Annotated in this window: 13 protein-coding genes and 1 pseudogene; 11 read left to right on the top strand and 3 right to left on the bottom strand. The window is 64.4% G+C overall.

All coding sequences use genetic code 11. The annotated features are described in order from the left end of the window. Nucleotides 1-101: 101 nt before the first annotated feature. Together VEK15_28195 and VEK15_28190 are read left to right on the top strand one after the other, a co-directional pair. Nucleotides 102-344, top strand: a complete 243-nt coding sequence (locus VEK15_28195; protein ID HXV64611.1) for a hypothetical protein — start codon at nt 102-104, stop codon at nt 342-344. 169 nt (nt 345-513) lie between these two features. Continuing rightward, nucleotides 514-753 carry a type II toxin-antitoxin system prevent-host-death family antitoxin gene (locus VEK15_28190; GenBank protein ID HXV64610.1) on the top strand — a complete coding sequence of 80 codons (240 nt, stop codon included), beginning with the start codon at nt 514-516 and terminating at the stop codon, nt 751-753. 149 nt (nt 754-902) lie between these two features. Here VEK15_28190 and VEK15_28185 read toward each other — a convergent pair whose 3' ends face one another. Then, nucleotides 903-2,837, bottom strand: a complete 1,935-nt coding sequence (locus tag VEK15_28185; protein HXV64609.1) for a diguanylate cyclase — start codon at nt 2,835-2,837, stop codon at nt 903-905. Nucleotides 2,838-2,982: 145 nt separating this feature from the next. Between VEK15_28185 and thiD the strand changes: the two genes are divergently transcribed. Genes thiD through argR form a run of 4 tightly spaced genes read left to right on the top strand, consistent with a single transcriptional unit; the run spans nt 2,983 to nt 4,931 of the window. Continuing rightward, nucleotides 2,983-3,765 (top strand): bifunctional hydroxymethylpyrimidine kinase/phosphomethylpyrimidine kinase, encoded by a 783-nt coding sequence (gene thiD, locus VEK15_28180; protein ID HXV64608.1) that lies wholly within the window; start codon nt 2,983-2,985, stop codon nt 3,763-3,765. A 37-nt stretch (nt 3,766-3,802) separates the two neighbouring features. After that, nucleotides 3,803-4,240, top strand: coding sequence for a molybdenum cofactor biosynthesis protein MoaE (locus VEK15_28175; protein HXV64607.1), 438 nt, complete (start codon nt 3,803-3,805; stop codon nt 4,238-4,240). Continuing rightward, complete coding sequence (gene moaD / locus VEK15_28170) at nt 4,237-4,482, top strand: molybdopterin converting factor subunit 1 (protein ID HXV64606.1); 246 nt, start codon at nt 4,237-4,239, stop codon at nt 4,480-4,482. Before VEK15_28175 ends, moaD begins: the two co-directional genes overlap by 4 nt. Continuing rightward, entirely contained in the window at nt 4,482-4,931 is a 450-nt protein-coding gene (gene argR / locus VEK15_28165; protein ID HXV64605.1) for an arginine repressor, read from the top strand. Before moaD ends, argR begins: the two co-directional genes overlap by 1 nt. A gap of 19 nt (nt 4,932-4,950) precedes the next feature. Here argR and VEK15_28160 read toward each other — a convergent pair whose 3' ends face one another. After that, nucleotides 4,951-6,330, bottom strand: coding sequence for a ribonuclease H-like domain-containing protein (locus VEK15_28160; protein HXV64604.1), 1,380 nt, complete (start codon nt 6,328-6,330; stop codon nt 4,951-4,953). After that, nucleotides 6,327-8,690, bottom strand: coding sequence for a DEAD/DEAH box helicase (locus VEK15_28155; protein HXV64603.1), 2,364 nt, complete (start codon nt 8,688-8,690; stop codon nt 6,327-6,329). Before VEK15_28155 ends, VEK15_28160 begins: the two co-directional genes overlap by 4 nt. A gap of 119 nt (nt 8,691-8,809) precedes the next feature. Here VEK15_28155 and VEK15_28150 point away from each other — a divergent pair. From VEK15_28150 to VEK15_28130, 5 genes and pseudogenes are all read left to right on the top strand, one after another. Beyond that, nucleotides 8,810-9,373: pseudogene (locus VEK15_28150) on the top strand (GTPase domain-containing protein). An 858-nt stretch (nt 9,374-10,231) separates the two neighbouring features. Continuing rightward, a complete protein-coding gene (locus VEK15_28145) occupies nt 10,232-11,590 on the top strand; it encodes a sigma-54 dependent transcriptional regulator (protein ID HXV64602.1) in 1,359 nt (452 codons plus the stop codon). A gap of 11 nt (nt 11,591-11,601) precedes the next feature. After that, complete coding sequence (locus VEK15_28140; protein ID HXV64601.1) at nt 11,602-13,398, top strand: ATP-binding protein; 1,797 nt, start codon at nt 11,602-11,604, stop codon at nt 13,396-13,398. Beyond that, a complete protein-coding gene (locus VEK15_28135) occupies nt 13,395-13,991 on the top strand; it encodes a hypothetical protein (GenBank protein ID HXV64600.1) in 597 nt (198 codons plus the stop codon). Before VEK15_28140 ends, VEK15_28135 begins: the two co-directional genes overlap by 4 nt. Nucleotides 13,992-14,185: 194 nt before the next feature. Further along, the gene (locus VEK15_28130; GenBank protein HXV64599.1) at nt 14,186-14,554 is read left to right on the top strand and encodes a response regulator; all 369 of its coding nucleotides are present in this window, start codon (nt 14,186-14,188) and stop codon (nt 14,552-14,554) included. The last annotated feature ends 291 nt before the right edge of the window (nt 14,555-14,845 follow it).

Genomic DNA, 14,845 nt, shown 5'->3' with positions numbered 1-14,845 from the left:
GATAAAGATAAATGTCGACCACGAAACGACAAGTAACCGTTCGCATCTCTGAGCATTCTCGCGATCTCCTCAGATGGCTTTCGGAAAGAGAAGGCCGGTCGATGCAAGCGGTCGTCGGATCGGCCCTCGAGGTCTATCGGCGGCAGCGATTCCTCGACGAAGTGAATGCTGGCTATGAGGATCTCCGGCGGGACGCGCCGAGTTGGGAAGCGTGGACCGCAGAGGGTGCTCTCTGGGACCAAATCTTGTCCGACGGGCTGGCGGCGGAACCGAAACCGAGCCATGGGGTCCCACGCTCGCGGCGGAAAGAACCACAGATGAGCGTGGGCCGGGGTGAGATTTGACTCGCCGACTTGAATCCGACCGGGTGTCACGCGCAAGCCAGCAAGCGCCCGGTCGTGGTTTGCTTCGGAGGACAGCTTGAACAACGGCCCGGCGGGCCCCAGAGACTAGCCGCTCAGGCGGCGGCGAAGTTATAATAGGTCAAGTGATCGTGACCATATAATAAATGAAATGACCACTTACAAGAAAACGATTAGTGCGAGTGATTTCAAGGCTCGGTGCAGTCAAGTCATCGATGACGTGGCGAAGGGGCGAGGCTCCGTAGTGATTACGAAACGCGGGCGACCGGTCGCGAAGCTCATCCCTGCCGACACTGAGCGGAAGTCGATCTTCGGCTTCGCCCGGGGCTCGATAACGATCCACGGAGATATCGTGGAGCCCATCGATGTCGAGTGGGAAGCGTCCCGTTGACCCTCCTGCTCGACACCCACATTCTCATCTGGCTTGTGGAGGGCGCCACGGACCTCGGCGCTCGCTCGTCTGGAAGGTCATACTCTGGGATCGGCCAATAAGACGCTCGCGTAGCTCGTGCTTGACCGAGCGGAGAGAGGACCGAAAAACTAAGTTTCCCGCGGGATGGGCTTGGCGCGATTCTCTTCCTTGTCGCGGTACATCCGCTCGTCGGCGAGGTGGATGAGCTCCTCTTTGGTGGGGGCTTCGCTGGGAAAGGTTGCGAGCCCGATGCTGGCGCCGAGCCGGGAATTGATACCTTCTTCCTTCAAGAAAGTCGTCCGCAAGATGAGCTGACGCATGCGCTCGCCGAGCCTCTTGGCTTGCTTGGCGTCGGTGTCGGGAAGGATCACCACGAACTCGTCGCCGCCGTAACGGGCGGCGATGTCGGTCTCGCGGATCGCGGCTCGCAGGAGAAAGCCCACTTCGCGGAGCACCTTGGTCCCCCGAAGATGTCCGTGGGTGTCGTTGATGTTCTTGAAGTTGTCGAGGTCGATGAACAGCAGGCTCAGGCGGGACTTGTGACGAATGACGAGCTTCAGCTCGCGCTCGAGCGCCTGATGGAAGTAGCGCAGGTTGAACAGCGAGCTCACGTCGTCGAGGATCGAGTTCTCCTTCGTCCGCTGGTAGAGGCTGACGTTGTCGATGGCGACCGAGATCTGTTTCGAGAGCTGGCTCAGGAGCGGAAGGTCCTTGTCGGAGAAGGCGAACTCGCGACGAGAGCCGAGGCCGAACGATCCGATGATCCGCCGGCGTGATTCGAGAGGCAGGAGGATGTAGGAGCGGATGCCGTCCTCGCAGAGGAACTGGTCCTCGATGAAACGCTGGTGGGCCTTGGTGTCGTCATGGATGAAGTGCCTCTCGTTCAGCACGACCCAGCCGGGTCCCGTTCCCACCAGGGGGAGGAGCGATTCCATTCCCCAGCCCGAATCCGCGCGAGCCCCGGAAGCGAAGATACGCAGGTAGCTTCCCGAAGGGTCGAGAAAAGCGACCGAGAGCCGGTCGAAAGCCACGAGCTTCTTCATCTCGTGGGCGAAAGCGTCGAATACCTCTTCGATCTGGAGGCTGCTGGAGATGATGCGGGCGATGTTGTTGAGGACCTTGATCTCCTTGGACTGCCGGAGCGTCCTCTGGAAGAGAAGCGCGTTCTCGGCCGCCATGCCGACCTGGTTGCCGATGGAGGTGAACAGGTCGAAGTCGAACGTGGGGAAGAGCTGCCGCTCGCCGATGGCGAGCTGCATCACTCCGAGCACGCGGTTCTTGCTCCGGAGAGGCACGCCGGCAACGGCGCCCAGGTCATTGACGCCTTCGAGGAGACCCGCCAGTCTCGGCTCCTTCTTCAGCGACTCGGCGAGCCGCGGCTCGCCGCTTTCGAGAACGTTGACGGCGAGCTCGCACTCTTCGAAGGAGAGCGCTCTACTGGTGGGCTCGATGCCTCGGTCGCCGCGGAAGGCGGCTACCTGAAAAGTCTTGTTCTCCTCCTGGTAGAGCAGCATCTCGCCGTAGAGGCTGCCGCTCGCTTCCATGATGACGACGAGGGAATCCTCGAGGATCTCGGTGAGATCGAGGGATTTGCTGATCGCCGAGGACAGCGAGTTCAGCGCCGTGAGCTTGTGGTTCTGAAACAGGACCTCGCGCTGGAGCAGCCGTTCCTCGCTGAGATCACGGCATTGAACGAGAACCACCTTCCCGTCGTCGAACCCGAGCACGACACCCCGTACCGCGACTGGAAGACTCCCCTGTTCCTTCGTTTCGAGGGCGATGTCGTCGTAGCTGAAACCCTCGGGATTCGAGAACCGCTGGAAATGCTCGACCGCCCGCCCCTTGGCGTGACGCGGATGAAGATCCTCGAGCCTCAGGTCGAGGAGCTCTTTACGCTCGTAACCCGTCAGCCGTTCGGCTTCCTTGTTGGCGTCGAGACACAGGCGGTTGGTCGCATCGAAGAAGAACGTCGCCACGCCGAGCTTCTCGAACGCCGAGCGGAACTGCCAGCCGGAAAAATCCGGACGGTCACCGCGGAACGAGTGTAGAGAAGGCTTGGCCATTGGACTTCGGTTGCCCCATCGAGTGGTTGGGGAAAGTCGTGTGGCGGCAGTAGAATAGCGGAATCGAGCCCGGCCGTCAACCACGATGTTCTCGCCGTCGGCCGGAGGAGGCATTCTACACTTGGAGAAGACACCGTTTGTCGCCATGACGATAGCCGGCTCCGACTCCGGCGGCGGGGCCGGCATCCAGGCGGACCTCAAGACGTTCGCCGCCCACGGGGTGTTCGGAACGAGCGTCATCACCGCGGTGACCGCCCAGAACACACTCGGCGTGACCGGCGTCGAGGAGGTCTCTGCCGAGCTCGTGGGGCTTCAGATCGATGCCGTCGTGACCGACATCGGCGTCGACGCGGTCAAGACGGGCATGCTCTCCTCCCGTCCCATCATCGAGACCGTCGCCGCCCGGCTCGAGGAGCACGGGCTCGAGAAGGTCGTCGTCGACCCGGTGATGGTGGCGAAGAGCGGCGATCGGCTGCTCCAGGACGCCGCGGTCGAGGCCCTCACCGAGAGGCTCTTGCCCCGCGCCCTGGTCGTGACCCCGAACGTTCCCGAGGCAGAGGCGATGGTGGGCTTTGCCTGCGAGGACGAAGACTCCAAAAAGCGCGCGGCCGAGCGCCTCGTCGAGATGGGCTCGCGGGCCGCCCTGGTCAAGGGGGGGCACGGACGGGGCGATGAGGCGGTCGATTGGCTGTACCACGAGGGACGTTTCCGCTCCTACCGCGCTCGGCGCGTGACGTCCCGCAATACCCACGGGACGGGGTGCACGTTCTCGGCGGCGATCGCCGCCCAGCTGGCTCGCGGCCGCGATCTCGAGTCCGCCGTCGAGGTGGCGAAGGGCTATCTCACGGCCGCTCTCGCGAGCGGGGTCGAAATCGGCCAAGGCCACGGCCCGGTGGATCATTTCGTCGGATGTTCTCTGAGAGAATAACCATGATGGTTGTCCGCTTCTCCGGGGCTAGGCTAAGATGAAAGCCGTGTTCGAGGTCGTCCACGACATTCTCGATGTGAAAACTCTGGCCCGTCAGGTGGCGAGCCAGTCCGACGGCGCCATCGTCGCCTTCTCCGGTATCGTGCGCGGCACGAATCAGGGGAAGAAGGTGCTGTTTCTCGAGTACGAGGCGTACCCCGAGATGGCGGTAAAGATGATGGAGCGCATCGGTGACGAAATCCGCGCCACCTGGGGGCTCCAGAGCGTCCGCATCCAGCACCGCGTGGGCCGGTTGAACGTGGGCGAGACGAGCGTCGTCATCGTGGTTTCGTCCCCCCATCGCGATGATGCCTTCGCCGCTTGCCAGTACGCCATCGATCGGCTCAAGCGCATCGTTCCGATCTGGAAGAAGGAAGTATTCGAGGACGGCGAGGTCTGGGTCGAGGGGCCGAGCGAGGTCGCGGAGGTGCCTTGAGGGTCCGGGTACGGTTGTTCGCCGGGCTTCGTGAGGTCGCCGGCGCCGATCATCTCGATGTGGAGCTCCCGAGAGGGACGACGGTGCACGGACTGTGGCAAAAGCTTGTCTCGGGAAACCAGAAGCTCGCGGCCTACGGGGGCTCGGTCCAGTTCGCCGTCAACCACGACTTCGTCAAGAGTGAAACCGAGCTCGCTCCCGACGACGAGATCGCTTTTCTTCCACCCGTTAGCGGGGGCTGATGCCGGGGTCGAGCCGGCGCGAGCGACAGGAGCTCATCCGCTCGCTCATTCGCGAGAAAGTCATCCGCAACCAGTACGAGCTTTTGACTGCCCTCTCCGTGGCCGGGGTGGAGATGACCCAGTCCACTCTTTCCCGGGAGCTGAAAGCGCTCGGCGTGGGCAAAGCTCCCGACAATCGCGGAGGGTACCGTTACGTGGCCCCATCGCGCACCGACGATCCCCTCTCGCCGCTTCTCGCCCTCGTCGCGAGCATCGAGCGCGCCGGCAACCTGCTCGTGGTGAAAACACCCCCCGGAAACGCTCAAGGCGTGGCTCGCGCCATCGACGAAGCCAAGCTCCAGGAAGTCATGGGCACGATCGCCGGTGACGACACGATCCTCATCATCTGCCCTCGCGACCGAGACGGCCAGGCGGTGGAAGACCGGCTGAGAGCTCTGACGGGCCGTTGATCCCGTTCTAAATCAACGGTCAGGTGGGCTGAGCCAGACGGCGTTCGAGCCGCCGTCGGCGATGGCCGAGCTCGTCGCGCCAGCGCTGTCTGACGCCGGGGGGCAGCTCGAGGCCCGATTCGAGACTTTCGAGAGCGCGATGGCAATGCCCGAGAGCCGATTCGAGATCGCGCGCCCGATGCTCGGCGTCCATGGCGAGCTCCTTCAGGGCGACGAGGCCGTCCGCTCCGCCCTCCTCGGCAAGCTCCTGCCAGAGGCGCCTCGCCTCGTCCCACTCGCCACGACGTTTGTGGAGCTCGGCGAGACCGCGCAGCGAGCGCCGCCGGGCGTGCCCGCCGAGCCCCGATTCCACCGCGCGTACGTAGTGGCGCTCCGAGCGTTCGGCGTCGCCGGCACGAGCGAAGAGCCGGCCGAGGCTGAAGTCGTCGAGGGGGTGATCGGGCGCGGAATCCTCGTCGAGCATGTCGCAGGCGGCCACGGTGAGCGCGGCGAGGGACAGGATGTCGTCGTGGTTGTGGCGAAAGACATAGGGAAGCCGCGAAGCGTCGCCGGTCCTGACGAACCGGAAATAGATGTCGGGTATCAGGTAGCCGGGGACGTCGTTCTCCCGCTCGAGTCCGAGGAGCAGGGACTCGAGCTCGGCGAGGCGGCAGCTCTCGAACCGGGCCTTCCACAGGCTTCTCGCCGGATGGAGGAGATCGAAATGGAGAATCTCGGTGAAGTCGATGGATTGCCTGGAGAGGACGAAGCGCGATTCGAGCAAGGGGACGTCGAAGCTCTTTCCGTTGTAGCTCACCAGGACGTCATAATCGGCCAGCATCGGGGCGAAGAATGCCAGCATCGCGGCTTCCTCCTCGTAGCTCCGCATGAAGAGCTGGCGTACGACGAATGCGCCGTCCTGGATGAAGCCGAGGCCGATGAGGAAGGCATAGGTCCCCGAGCCACCGGCGAGTCCGGTGGTCTCGGTATCGACGAACAACGCCCGCTCGAGATCGATCGCGAGCTCGTCACGATCTCGCGCGAGCACGGAGAACGCCGAGGGAGAAACGTCCTCGAGCCGACGGAGCTCCATCTTTCCGTGGTGGTGCGCGAGCGGGAGGCGGCGGTCGACGCAATAGAAGGAGCCCGCATCGTTCGTGATGACGCTCCCCTCGACCGCACGGTCCAAAGCGACGATCTCGCGCTCGACCCACCGCGGGGGAGACTGGCGTTCGATCCGGGGCCTCGTCGCCGCGACGGCCACGAGCCTCTCGAGCCTCTGCTTGAGGGAAAGCTCCCGGCCCGGATCGGCGTCGTCTCCGAGGAGCTCTTTCTCGAGCTTCCCGAGCGAGTCGTCGCGCCTCGGCCGCCGAGTCGGTTCGGGGATGAGTCTCTCGAGCCGCTGCCGCGTGGTGCTCATCGAGGGGCGAGCCGCTCGAGGATCGCGAGGGCCATCTCCTTGCCGCGGGCGCCCACCTCGCCCACCGGGCCGACGCAGGACGGACAGCCATCGTGGCAGGGACAATCCTCGATGAGCTTCCGTGCTTCGGAGAGGAGTTTCGGGTGAAGCCGGTAGAGCGGCTCGGAGAAGCCGATGCCGCCGGGGTAGTTGTCGTAGAGAAAGACGTTGGGCTCGTAGGCGGGGCCGACCGGCTCCTTCACCGCCGGAAGCGGCCTGCGGAATCCGCGCTCCACCGACGCCGTGCCCTGGGAGTTGTCCCCGATGGCGACGCCGACGTCGGAGCGGTCGCACATCAGGAACAGCATGGCGATCGTCTTCAGGGTGTTGGCGAGGCCGACGACTCCGTCGCGCCGCTCTTCGGAACCGCCGGGAAGCTCGGACAGGATCTCACGGGGGATGGTGAGCCAGTAGGCGGTGGTGTGCATCTCGATCTCCGGCATGTCGAGCTCGCCCGAACCCACGTTCTCGAGCGTGTAGAACTTGATCTTCTTGAACCCGACCACCTGGGAGACGACGTGGACCTCACCGTAGCTCCTTCGCCCCGAAGCGATCGCAGACTCTTCGAATCGATCGAGAATGTTGACTTTCGTATAGGTGATGGCGTCGGTGAAGTAGTCGGTCTCCCACTGTCGCACCGAGGCCCGACGTTCGTCGTACTCGAACCGCTCGACGATGTACTGCTGGCCCTCGAGGATGTAGATCGCCTTCGGATGGAGCGTGGAGTGGGCGCTCACGAAGTCGACCTCGGCGATGACCTTGGGCTCGCGGGTCTCGTCATAGACGACGAAGTTGTCCGAGCTCACCGAGCGCAGGCTCACGCTGTCGGCGGGATAGGCGTCGCTCGTCCAGTGCCAGCGGTCGCCCGCGTGGTGTAAGACCTCGTGCTCCTCGAGAAACGAAAGGATCTCGATGAGCTCTTCGCTCCCGAAACGCTCGCCGTCTCCGAAGGGAAGCTCGAAGGCGGCGCACTTCACGTGGTCGACGAGGATGGAGAGGTTATCGGGATTGATGAGGCCATGCTCGGGGGAGCCGGCGAAAAAGTAGTCCGGGTGGTTGACGATGAACTGGTTCAACGGGTTGGAGTTCGCGATGAAGACGGCGACCGAGGCTCCGGTGCGCCGTCCCGCCCGTCCCGCCTGCTGCCAGGTCGAGGCGATGGTTCCCGGATAGCCGGCGATGACGGCGACGTCGAGGGCGCCGATGTCGATGCCGAGCTCGAGAGCGTTGGTGGAAACGACGCCCAGCACCGTGCCCTCGCGCAGGCCGGCCTCGATCTCGCGCCGCTTCTTGGGGAGATACCCCCCGCGATAGCCGCGGACGATGTCCTTCGAGGCCGCCGATCGCTCGAGCTCGTTCTTCAAGTAGGTCACGAGAACTTCGGTGGCGAGGCGGCTGGTGGCGAAGACGATCGTCTGGAGTCCTCGTTTCAAGAACGACGTCGCGATGCGTCGCGTCTCGTTGATGTACGACCGCCGGATGCCGAGCTCGGGATTCACCACCGGGGGGTTGTAGAAGACGAAGTACTTCTCCCCGCGCGGGGCGCCGTTTCGCCCGATGAGCTCGACCGGCTCCTCGAGGAGCGCTTCGGTCAGCTCCTTGGGATTGGCAATGGTCGCCGAGGAGCAGATGAAGCGCGGCTCGACGCCATAGAACCGGCAGATACGCTTGAGTCGCCGGATGATGTTCGCGAGATGGCTCCCGAAGACCCCCCGGTAGGCATGGACCTCGTCGATGACGATGTAACGAAGGTTCTCGAAGAGCTTCACCCACTTGGGGTGGTGGGGCAGGATGCCGCTGTGCAGCATGTCGGGGTTGGTCACCACCAGGTGAGAACGGGCGCGGATCGCCTTGCGGGCGTCCTGCGGGGTGTCGCCGTCGTAGGTAAAAACGCGTATGTCGGCGCCGATGTCCTGAATCAGACCGTGGAGCTCGGCGAGCTGGTCTTGCGAGAGGGCCTTGGTGGGGAACAGGTAAAGGGCGCGGCTATCCGGATCGCGCAGTACGCGGTCGAGAACGGGCAGGTTGTAGCAGAGTGTCTTGCCCGACGCCGTGGGGGTCACGACGACGACGTTCTCACCCGCGCCGACCCGCTCGAAAGCCTCTTTCTGATGCCAATAGAGTCGATCGATTCCGCGCCGCTTCAGCGCGTCGGCGATCGGGGTCGCGAGATCGGGTGGAAAATCGACGAAATCCGCCGGCAACGGCGGGAAATGCCGAACGGCGGTGATGCAGTCGGGCCGGGAGCGCTCGCCCTCGAGCTCGGCGATGACCTTCTGAAGAGCCTGGCCCCGATCCGCCGGCGCCAAGATTGACGTCATAGAGTTGCGGAAGTGTACCCCGAAGGGTCACGACCGACAAAGCATACAGCGGGTTGAAGTTGTGGGAGATTGCTACTAAACTGAGAGATCCGGTCGGCTCTCGACCGAAAGGTAACCTCTTGGTCCTCTTCAACTACGCTCTCAAGGAGCTCACCGCCAAGATCGTCTACTACGGTCCGGGTCTGTCCGGCAAGACGACGAATCTCCAGTACATTTACGAGGAGCTCCCGATCAAGAACAAGGGCCGCATGCTGACCCTGGCCACCGAGACCGACCGCACTCTGTACTTCGACTTCCTCCCCGTCGATGCCGGAGTCGTACGGGGGGTGAGGACGCGCGTACAGCTCTATACCGTGCCCGGGCAGGTGTTCTACAACGCCACCCGGAGGATGGTGCTCAAGGGTTCGGACGGCGTCGTATTCGTCGCCGACTCCCAGAAGAACATGATGGAGGCGAATCTCGAGAGCATCGAGAATCTCCGGGAGAACCTCGAGGCCCACGATCTGAACCTGGCGGAGATGCCTCTCGTTCTGCAGTTCAACAAGCGGGATCTCGAGGAAGTGACCTCGATCGAGGAGATGAACGACCGGCTCAACCCCATGAACGTTCCGTTCTACGAGGCAGTTGCAACCAGCGGCATTGGGGTGGAAGATACGCTCCAGGCGATTAGCGGCCTGGTGCTCAAGAACGTGATCGAACGTTACGGAGGCGAACGGTCGGCGGGGATGCGTCGAGGGAGGCAGGATCCGGCAACGACCGATCCGGCGCGGACCGACCCCGGAAGAGACGACTTGGCCACCACCGACCCGGCTCGACTCGATCCCGGGGACCTCGTCGCCGCTGCCGCGAGCCGCGGTAGCTCCGCCGACCGGGTGCTTTCGGATACGACCGGGAGCGTGTCCGGACTCGGCAGCGGGGCGGGTGGAGACCGCTTCGACGACATCCGTGCCCCGGCGAGCATCTGGAGCTCGGAAGCGGAGGAAGAGACCGTGACCTCGGAGAACGAGTCGGCGGATTCCGACGATGGGTTCAACATCGATGGCATCCTGGACGAGGCGCTGCGGTTGGACGAAGGCGACGCGAAGAAGACGTTCCCGCCCGCCCCGGCGCCGGCACCGCCAGACGATGGGGAAGGCTTCGCCGGTTTGCTCGACGAAGCGCTCTCCGAGAGCGAAGCCGACATGTTTCTCGAGGTCTCGCCCGCCGAGGAGACGAAGCCCGGTGAGCCGCTTTCGGTCGAGAGCCTGTCGGAGGACGAGATCGTCATCGATCTCGAAGGCGAAGCGCCCAAGCCCGTCGAGGAGCCAGGCGTGCCGGGCACGCATCTCAGCGAGCTCATCAAGACCAGGGTCTCCATCCCGACGGAAAAGATCATCGCCACCCCCCCCGCCTACGAGGATCCCACCCCGGTTCCCGAGCGGATCGAGGTGCCCATCACCTTGCACGTCGACAAGGACGTCGAGGAGCAGGACATCGAGCTCGTTCTCAAGATCCGTCTTCGGCGCAAGGGGTGAGCACGAGCTAAACGGTAAGCTCGAAGTGTGAACCGAGTTCTCATCGTCGACGACGAAGCGGGCTCCCGCCAGGGGCTTTCCGAGCTCGTGAAGAGCTGGGGCTTCGACACCGACGTGGCCTCGGACGGGATCGAAGGGATCGAGAAAGCGGAACGCTTCCGGCCCCAGGTCGTGATCGCGGACCTGGTCATGCCCCGAATGGACGGACTGGCGCTCCTGAAGAACCTGTCGCCGGAGCTCGGCCATCTCGCCGTCGTCATGTTGACCGCGAAGGGCAGCATATCGACCGCCGTCGAGGCGATGAAGAACGGCGCCTTCGACTATCTGACCAAGCCGGTCGATACTCGGCAGCTTCGCCAGGTGCTCGACCGGGCCGTCGAGCGAACGAAGGCCTTCGAAGAGGTCGAGCGCTATCGGAAAGAGCTCGGTGAAAGCGGGTCTTTCGGGAGGATCGTCGGGACGAGCCGCCCGATGCGGGAGCTCTACGAGCTCATGGGCCAGGTCGCACCTTCCGCGGCTTCGGTTCTCATCGTGGGCGAGTCGGGCACGGGAAAGGAGCTCGTGGCGCGAACGCTCCACGCGCTTTCGACGCGGCGCGAGGAGGAGTTCGTGGCGGTCAATTGCGCCGCGATCCCCGAGACCCTGCTCGAGAGTGAGATCTTCGGGCACGAGCGGGGTGCGTTCACCGGCGCGGAAGCGCGCCGTCAGGGCCTGTTCGAGGCCGCCGACGGAGGAACGCTCTTTCTCGACGAAGTGGTCGAGATGTCGCCCGCCACGCAAGCCAAGCTGCTCCGAGTGCTCGAGGACAGGAGGTTCCGACGGCTGGGCGGCGCCGAGGAGATTCAAGCGGACGTGCGAGTGCTCGCCGCCACCAATCGCGGCCCGGAGCGCGCCCTCGAGGAAGGCAAGCTCCGCGAGGACCTCTATTATCGACTCAACGTATTCACCCTCGAGCTTCCGCCGCTTCGCGACCGCCAGGAGGATCTGCCGGCGCTCGCCGCTTCGTTCGTTCGCGAGGTGAGCGAGCGCGACAAGAAGCGCATCGAGGGTTTCGACGGCGAAGCGATGGCCGCGCTCCAGGCCTATCCCTGGCCGGGGAACGTCCGCGAGCTGCGCAACGTCGTGGAGCGGTCGGTGATCGTGGCGAGAGGCTCGGTCATCGGCCTCTCTGACCTTCCTCCCTTCATTGCCGATCCGGGCGCGAGGGTACGGTCGCCTTCGGGAGTGGAGCTGCCGGTCGGCACCACCGTCGAACAGGCGGAGCGCAACTTGATCCTCCGGACGCTCGAAGCGACCGGTCACAACAAGACGCGCGCCGCGGACCTTCTGGGAATCAGTCTCAAGACGCTGCACAACAAGCTCAAGAAGTACCGCGAGTCGCCTTGAAGAGCGAGTAAGTGGGATTCCGCGGAAAACAGATCGTCACTTTGACGCTCGTTGCCGCCGTGGTCGCCGGGGTGACGAGTCTGGCGAACCTCGCGGTGCTCGCCCGCGTGTCGGTCACCGAGACGCGCTCGAGCGCCGAGCTCCTCGCCGAGACGCTCTACCACCAGGCGTCCCGGGTCATTCGCCAGCATCCACGCGATCAGATCGAGAACGCGCTGACCTCGGACCCCTCCCTCGAGAACTACGCTCAGGGCGTCGTCGGCTACTCCTCGACGGTCATGTACGTCGCGATCACCAACGAGAAGGACGTCGCCCTGGTCCACAGCGACCCGTCCCGAAAAGGCCAGCCGGTCACGGCGACGCCGTCGCTCGCGAGCCTCGCCGAAGAGAATCCCCTGTCGCAGCTCTGGCATCTGAGCCGGGGCCACCGGGTCCTAGAGGTGGCGATTCCTTTCGATGTCGACGGGGCGCGGTTCGGCGCGGTACGGGTCGCGATCTCGACGCTGCTCCTGACCGAGGCCATCTCCGGCGCTCTGGCGCGAAACGTCCTCCTCGCCACCAGCGCCGTTCTCGTCGCGTTCGTGGCTTCGTTCTATCTGGCGAACCGGCTCCTCGCTCCCATCGAGAAGCTCCGGCGCGAGCTCGGACGCTTCGATCCGGGAGAGGGGAAGCCGCCGCTCGACCTCAGAGACGAGGATGACGTGGGTCGGATCGCCGAGTTCTTCTCCACCATGAGCCAGAGGCTTGCCGAGAGGAGCTCTCGCGATACGGAGTCGAGCTGGCTTCCGGCGATGCTCGGCGGACTGACGGACGCGGTGTTGGTGGTGAGCGCCGAAGGCCGGGTCCTCTCCCTGAACCCGCCGGCGGAGAAGCTCCTCGGTCGGCCTCGCGACGAGATTCAGGGCAGACTGCTCGAAGAGATCCTGCCCGCCGACCACCCGGTGATGGACATCGCAGCGAAGGCGATGCACGCCAGCGAGCCGGTTGGGCCTTTCAACGCGAAGATCGAGAACGGAGGACGGCCAGTCATCTACTCCCTTCAGGCCCAGGTGCTCCGCGATGCGAGCGGGATCTCGGGTGTGATGGTGAGCGCGAGAGACATCGAGCGGCTCGCTCGGCTCGGCTCCCAGCTCTCCTATTCGCAAAAGCTCGCCGCCCTCGGCCGTTTGACGTCGGGCATCGCCCACGAGATCAAGAATCCGCTGAACGCGATGGTGATCCACGTCGCCTTGCTCAGAGAAAAGTTCGCTCGCGCCTCACCCGAGACCCAGGCGTCCCTCGATACGCTCGAGCAGGAGATCCGGCGGCTCGATCGGGTCATCCAAGGGTTCCTCCGGTTCACCAGACCCGAGGATCTCCGATTGACCTCGGTCGAGATGGATGAGTTGGTGGGCGAGGTGGTGCGACTCGTGTCGGCCGAGGCCCAAGCCGGCAAGATCGAGATCGTGACCGACGTGCCCGACGGGCTTCCCTCGGTCTACGGCGACCGGGAGCTCCTGCAGCAAGCTTTACTCAATCTCGTGCGCAACGCCTGCGAAGCGATGCCTCGAGGGGGCAAGCTCTGTCTCGTCGTCCGGCCCGCGGAAGACGGCGTTGAGATCCGCGTATCGGACAACGGAGTCGGTATCGAGCCCGAGCTGCTCGACCGAATCTTCGATCTCTACGTCACGACGAAGTCGAAGGGGAGCGGCATCGGGCTCTCCATGGTCTACCGCATTGTCCAATTACACGGGGGCGAAATCACGGTAGAATCTACTAAGGGCAAGGGGTCCCAATTCACCGTACGGCTCCCCGAGCTGTCGACGTGAGTGCGGACCACCGTCCGGATATGCGCGCTGGAACGACGAGTCGTATTGTCGCACTCGGCCTGGTGTCGGGTGCCCTGGGCCTGCTATCGGCCTGTTCGAAGGACGTCAAGGCCGACTTCCCCAGGCCTCCAGCCACGGCTTCCGTAGCACCGCCCGAGCCCGACGGGCCGGACACCCCGGAGGTCGCCGGGCCCGAGAGCGAGCCGCCGCCCGAGACCGTCGAGACCGAGACGATCGTCGAGGCCGTGGAGCCGGAGCCTACTCCCGAGGACCCGCCTCGTCGCGCCTTGAAGCCCACTCCTCCGGAGCCCGAGTCCGAAGAGCCGGAAGAGCCGCCTCCTTCGACCCAGCTCGCCGGCACCGGTGAAACCAGCCCCGAGCTCGTGTCGAAGCTCCAGCGGGCGGGATCGCTCCTGAGCGCGATCGGGGAACGGGCGCTGTCATCGCCCCAGAGAGAGCAGCTCATCGCGGCTCGCTCCTTCGTATCCCAGGCGCGCGAGGCCCTTGCCGACGGAGACGAGAAGCGAGCTCTCGTTCTCATCGACAAGGGGCTCATCCTCGCCGAGGACGTCGAGCGTAGCAGCCGGCCTTGACCGGGGTGCGGCCGCAAGGCTCTCGGCCGAGTGGGAAGCGACAAAAATAGTCACTCGCATTCGAATCTGTTACACGAGGCCGCGCCTCCTGTCGGAGGGGGGACGACCTCCTCTTTGTTTTTCAGCCTGTTATGGAGACCCGCCGTCTTGGAACGCCCTTTGCTTGAGATACGAGCTCTAGAGACTCAAAAAACGTGGACAGGCAGACCGATACCACCGCCAAACGGGTCCTCGTCGTCGAAGACGACACCGTCGTGAGGACCAGCCTGACGAGAGTTCTCGAGCACGCGGGTTTCGACGTCGTCGCCGTCGCCGAGTATGGTCGCGCCCGCGATCTCGTCGAAGCGGAGCTCTTCCATGCCCTCATCACCGACCTGGATCTGCCCGACGGCACCGGGTTGGACCTTCTGGAATCGGTTCGCCACCTCCGCCCGAGAATGCGCTCGATTCTGATCACGGGCTACGGCTGCAGCGCGATCCGCAAGCAAGCCTTCGAGCTCGAGCACGTGGCCTATTTTGAGAAGCCATTCGACCCCCGCGAGCTCCTGGCGGCCTTGGCCTAGCTGGCCCCGGAACCCGGAAAAACGCAAAAACGCGAGGATCGCGGAGGCGCGAAGAGGTGCAATCGGAGTGAACGAGCCGATCCGTCCGGGCTTTGCGCCCTTGCGCCTTTCCGACTTCGCGTTTCTTCTGAAAGGACCCTAGCTCCCCTCGGTCGAGACCGCGAGGCGGTCGTCGACGTTCCGGACGCCCTCGACGCTCTCGACGCGAACGAGGATTCTTTCGCGAAGCTCCTCGCTGGGAACGGAGCCGCTCAGGCTCACCGTGCCCGCCGAGACCGAGACGCCGAGCTC

The sequence above is a fragment of the Vicinamibacteria bacterium genome (assembly GCA_035620555.1).
Classification (GTDB): domain Bacteria; phylum Acidobacteriota; class Vicinamibacteria; order Marinacidobacterales; family SMYC01; genus DASPGQ01.
This window is presented reverse-complemented; position numbering and strand designations above follow the sequence as displayed.

What these genes read in the sequence shown, in the direction of transcription:
- argR (HXV64605.1), top strand. Translation starts at nt 4,482, where the DNA reads ATGCCGGGGTCGAGCCGGCGCGAGCGACAGGAGCTCATCCGCTCGCTC.
- thiD (HXV64608.1), top strand. Translation starts at nt 2,983, where the DNA reads ATGACGATAGCCGGCTCCGACTCCGGCGGCGGGGCCGGCATCCAGGCG.
- VEK15_28185 (HXV64609.1), bottom strand. Translation starts at nt 2,837, where the DNA reads ATGGCCAAGCCTTCTCTACACTCGTTCCGCGGTGACCGTCCGGATTTT.
- VEK15_28195 (HXV64611.1), top strand. Translation starts at nt 102, where the DNA reads ATGCAAGCGGTCGTCGGATCGGCCCTCGAGGTCTATCGGCGGCAGCGA.
- VEK15_28190 (HXV64610.1), top strand. Translation starts at nt 514, where the DNA reads ATGACCACTTACAAGAAAACGATTAGTGCGAGTGATTTCAAGGCTCGG.
- VEK15_28160 (HXV64604.1), bottom strand. Translation starts at nt 6,330, where the DNA reads ATGAGCACCACGCGGCAGCGGCTCGAGAGACTCATCCCCGAACCGACT.
- VEK15_28175 (HXV64607.1), top strand. Translation starts at nt 3,803, where the DNA reads ATGAAAGCCGTGTTCGAGGTCGTCCACGACATTCTCGATGTGAAAACT.
- VEK15_28155 (HXV64603.1), bottom strand. Translation starts at nt 8,690, where the DNA reads ATGACGTCAATCTTGGCGCCGGCGGATCGGGGCCAGGCTCTTCAGAAG.